Origin of the sequence: Faecalitalea cylindroides ATCC 27803 (genome assembly GCF_000469305.1) — a bacterium.
GTDB classification, from domain to species: Bacteria; Bacillota_I; Bacilli_A; order Erysipelotrichales; family Erysipelotrichaceae; genus Faecalitalea; species Faecalitalea cylindroides.
In genome coordinates, this window is record NZ_KI270999.1 from 1 (window position 1) to 4,768 (window position 4,768).

Annotated in this window: 2 protein-coding genes; both read left to right on the forward strand. The window is 29.7% G+C overall.

The genetic code is table 11. The features are described 5' to 3' along the window. The first annotated feature begins 579 nt into the window (after positions 1–579). Positions 580–3,348, forward strand: coding sequence for a TOTE conflict system archaeo-eukaryotic primase domain-containing protein (locus tag HMPREF0367_RS10430; RefSeq protein ID WP_248660665.1), 2,769 nt, complete (start codon positions 580–582; stop codon positions 3,346–3,348). A 305-nt stretch (positions 3,349–3,653) separates the two neighbouring features. After that, positions 3,654–4,768: ATP-binding protein (locus tag HMPREF0367_RS05220; protein WP_035401916.1), on the forward strand; the 1,115-nt coding region annotated here is incomplete at its 3' end.

Sequence of the window (4,768 nt, forward strand, 5' to 3'; positions counted from 1 at the left end):
ACAGGGGAATGCGAGCCGTGCTGAATGTGCAACGATCATTATGCGATTTGTTGAAAACTATAAATGATTGATAAGATCATTTAATTAGATTGAAAATCACCAACAAATTATTGTGTTTAAAAGAGTTACACTATATTAGTTGAATTACGTGAGCGTTCTAAATTATCGTAAGGGTGTTATCCACTGATTGGGTATCCAAAATCATTTAGGGTTTTAGCGTAAACAATTGGGGTCTAATTTGGGGCCTGAAGGTTTCGTTAAAATTTGAGAAGATCAAAAGAGATGTAGAACTGTGGTTGTATAGACTACAGGGAATACATCTCTTTTTCGTTGTGTTTTTCTTATTTTGATTGTTAAAATGTCAGTATCTTTTATTCGATTTTTTTTGAAGACTGCATAAAAATAGGACAAGAAAAATAGAGAAGTCCAGAGTCAATGTGGTCTTGAAATAATTAAATATCAGAAAGTGATTTTTCTAAAATTTCTCTTCTTTTTATTTGGAATCCAATTTTAAACATACTACAATTTACCTAAGAAAAGCTGATAGAATTGCATATTTTAATAATGGAGATAAATATAGTGAATGAATCTGTAAAACAACTTAAAGAAAGAATATTAATGCTGGAAAAAGAAAATCAGATGCTAAAAGAAGAACTTTATAAAAGAGGGATTACTTTTATAACAAATGAGAAACATCTGGATAGAAATCAAAAAATAGCCGTTTTTATGGATTATTTTAAACCTCGACTAGATGTATATGAGAAGCGTTACTTTAGTAATAAACAAAATAAATTTGGTTGGACTTTAGTATGTTTTAATGAATTTAAAGATGGTTGCAGAAAAGGGAGGATAACTAATGCTTGTCGGAACTGTCCAATTAAAAGTTTGGCTCCATTAACTAAGGAAGTGATAGTTGACCATTTTAAAGGAACAAATAAGAATTTGGGAATTGGTATATATCCACTATTAAAAGACAACACTTGTTATTTTCTCGCATTAGATTTTGACGATGATAGCTGGTTTGAAGACATGTATTCTGTTTTTAAAGTTGCTGTTCGATATGGATTAGAACCAGTGATGGAAAGATCTGCTTCAGGTGCTGGTGGACATTTGTGGTTCTTTTTTTCGACAAACATCAAAGCTTCACTAGCTAGAAGATTTGGCGAATTCTTGTTGCAGGAAACCATGAAACAAAACACTAGAATTACATTCAAGTCTTTCGACCGTATGTTTCCTAATCAGGATTATTTACCAGAAGGTGGTTTTGGCAATCAAATTGCGCTACCATTGCGCTATTCTTCCTATGCACAAGGCAATACTACATTTATCAATGAACTTCAACAGCCTTACTTTAATCCTATTGAGTATTTGACAACAAGAAAAAAGATAACGCAGGAAGAAGTTGAGAAGATATTAGAATATAATACAGAGAATGATTATTTCTTTGATTCTGACCAGATGTGTTTTAATTTGAATGTGAGTCAAAAATATGTGGATCGTATAGTTGGAAAAGAATATACTGCATTAATGATAGAAAAGAAGAATCTTAATTCTTTAACATATAATACGATCAAGCGTATTTCATCTATGTATAATCCTGCATATTACGAGTTACAACGATTACATAAACCAATTTATTATAAAAATACACCAAGAATCTTATCTTATTATGAGGAAGATGATACATATATTTATTTGCCAAGAGGAACCAAAGATAAACTAATGTCTGTATTAAGAGATACACATTTTGATATAGAAGATGTAACAAGTGAAGGGCATGAAATAGATGTAGATTTTAAAGGTGAGTTAAAGCCGGAACAAAAACCAGCCGTTGAAAAGATGATAAAGTATAATATGGGAGTTTTAAAAGCCGTTCCAGGCTTTGGCAAAACGGTTATTGGTATTTATTTGATTTCACATTTTAAAGTCAGCACTTTAGTTATTGTTCCAACAAAACCAATTCAAGATCAATGGTTGGAAAGTATCAATGAATTTTTAGAGTATCCTAAAGCTTCTAAAAAGAAAGATGAATTTGTTTGTGTGTATAATGGAAACAAGAAACGAGTCAATAAAAACATAGATATCGCGACTGCCTCCTCATTATCAAGAATGGAGAACTTAGATGATTTTTTAAATTCTTATGGAATGGTTATCGTGGATGAATGTCATAGAGCTGCAAGTGATACATTTACTCACATCTTACGAAATGCAAGTTCTAAGAGAATATATGGTTTGTCAGCTACTCCAAAACGAGAAGATGGTTTAGAAAAAGTCATATATATGTTTTGTGGTCCAAAACGATTTGAAAGATCTTCTCTACAGATGAAAGGGTCATATGGATTTAGCCAAGTTCTGATTCCACGAATTACGAATTCAGTTGTGTTGGATAGAAAAGCTGGTTTTGTAGAAATATGTAATGAACTAATAAAAGATATGGCTAGAAACCAATTGATTTTTAAAGATATATTAAATGAATATAATCAAGGAAGTAAAATCATAGTTTTATCGGAAAGAAAAGAACATTTATCTTTAATTGAAGATATGTTGAATAAAGCAGCTCTACGTGTGTATTTGATGACAGGAGAACAAAAGAAGTCACAAAGAGATCTAATCATGAAACAAATAAAAGAATTAGATTCTCATGAATCTTATGTACTTCTAGCGACTAGTACATTATTAGGGGAAGGCTTTGATTTACCTGAACTAAGAACTCTCTTTTTAACAATGCCAATATCTGGAGAATCAAGACTTACTCAATATACCGGAAGAATCCAAAGAAATGATGAAGGGAAAGATGTTGTTAAGGTATATGATTATGTAGATGTACAAATACCAATGATGCAGACTATGTTTCATAAACGATTGAAACATTATCAGAACATTGGATATGGAATCTATGAACAGACAAAAGAATCTTCGATTCAACAGGTGCTATTTGAAAATTCTGAAGTTAAAAGTCAATTGATAGAGGATATAGAGAATACTAAAAAGGAAATCGTTATTTTTACAACAGCTTTATTGTTGTCTAAAATAAAAGATTACTTTAGCTTATTATCAAATAAATATTCAAAAGGCATCAAGATTTATTTTGTACTATCAGATACATTAAAAAACAAGCAATCAGAATTAAAACATATTTCTGGAATTGGAGCGAGTTACCAATTTATTGAGCATAATAAACATTTTGTAGTTATTGATCGACAGACAGTTTGGAATTTAGATTTTGATATTTTTGGGTATAATAAGGCAGATGGATATGGAATTCGAATTTCAGATAATCAATTAATTGATGACATATTGAAGGAAATATCGATTACTTCAAAAAGAGATGATCTTACATTGTTTTAAATCAATATATGAAAAAATCTTTCTCGTTAATTTATAGAATACAATAACTTTGTTTTGTGAGAAATAAAAAAACATCCTGTTAAAATGTGTAATAAAACACAAGAAAACATGCTATTTTTTATGTTGTTGTGTTGCTTGATTACATTATTCTATCTATATCTTTGAATAAAGGAGTTGATACATGAGGTCAAACTATTAGATGTGTATAGTACCTACTATTTATTATATTCTTTTGATTTATTAGTTCACATGTTAAAATGGGTATTATTAAGGATGACTAAATAAATGTATGAAAGGAAATAAAAATGTATCAGGAAAAAGATGATATTGAACTAAAAAGAGAACTCACTGATGTTATAAAGAAAGAGATTGTAGCTTTTTTGAATACGATGAATGGATGTATTTTTGTAGGTGTAGAAGATGATGGTAGTATCTATACTCCATTTCAAAAAGAAGATAAGGATTTTATTGATACTAAAGTAGCAAATTGGCTACAAGATACTATATACCCGCTTCCATCTCATTTAATTAAGCATTATTTTAACGATGATGGTGTATTGGTAATTGAAGTTGATGAAGGAAAAGACAAACCTTATTATTTGAGAGAAAAAGGTCCAAAACCTGCAGGTGTTTATAAAAGAGTAGGTCGAAGTATTAGAAAAGCAAATGAAGATGAAATACTTAGAATGATCATGTCTTCTAAAAAATATATTTACGAAAATGATATTTCAGAAGAACAAGATTTATCTTTTAATGCTTTAACAAGAGCATTCAATCAAAATAACATGGAATTAACTGAAAGAAATATGGTTTCTTTAGGGATTAAGAATTCACAAGATAAATACACTAATTTAGGCTTTATTTTATCTGATCAATCTGACGTTACTGTAAAAGTTGCTGAATATGATAAAGATAGAAATTTTAAGTTGAAGAAACAGTTTACAGGTTCACTCATTGATTTATTTCATCATGTAAAGGAACAAGCTGATAGACTTAATGATGTTTCTGCAAAAATTGACATCAAAAGCTTTAGAAGAAAAGAAAAAGTTTCTTATCCTGGAGCATCATTAAGAGAGATGATTTTAAATGCTTTTGTACATGCTGATTATTTTATTCGATCAAATATTAAGGTAGAGTTTTTTGAAGACAGATGTAAAATTACAAGCCCAGGAGGTATATTTAATGCCTCTATGGAAGAAATTATGAAAGGAACACAGACTTATCGTAATCATAAATTAGTTAATATTTTTGATAAGTTAGGGCTGATTGAAAATTTCGGAACAGGAATACCAAGAACATTTGATGCTTATAAAAATGAAGAAAAACAACCAGTATTTGAGGCTACGGAGAATTTCTTCTATGTTACTTTACCAAATTTAAATTATTCGGAAAATGACCAAATAAATGACCAAATAAATGA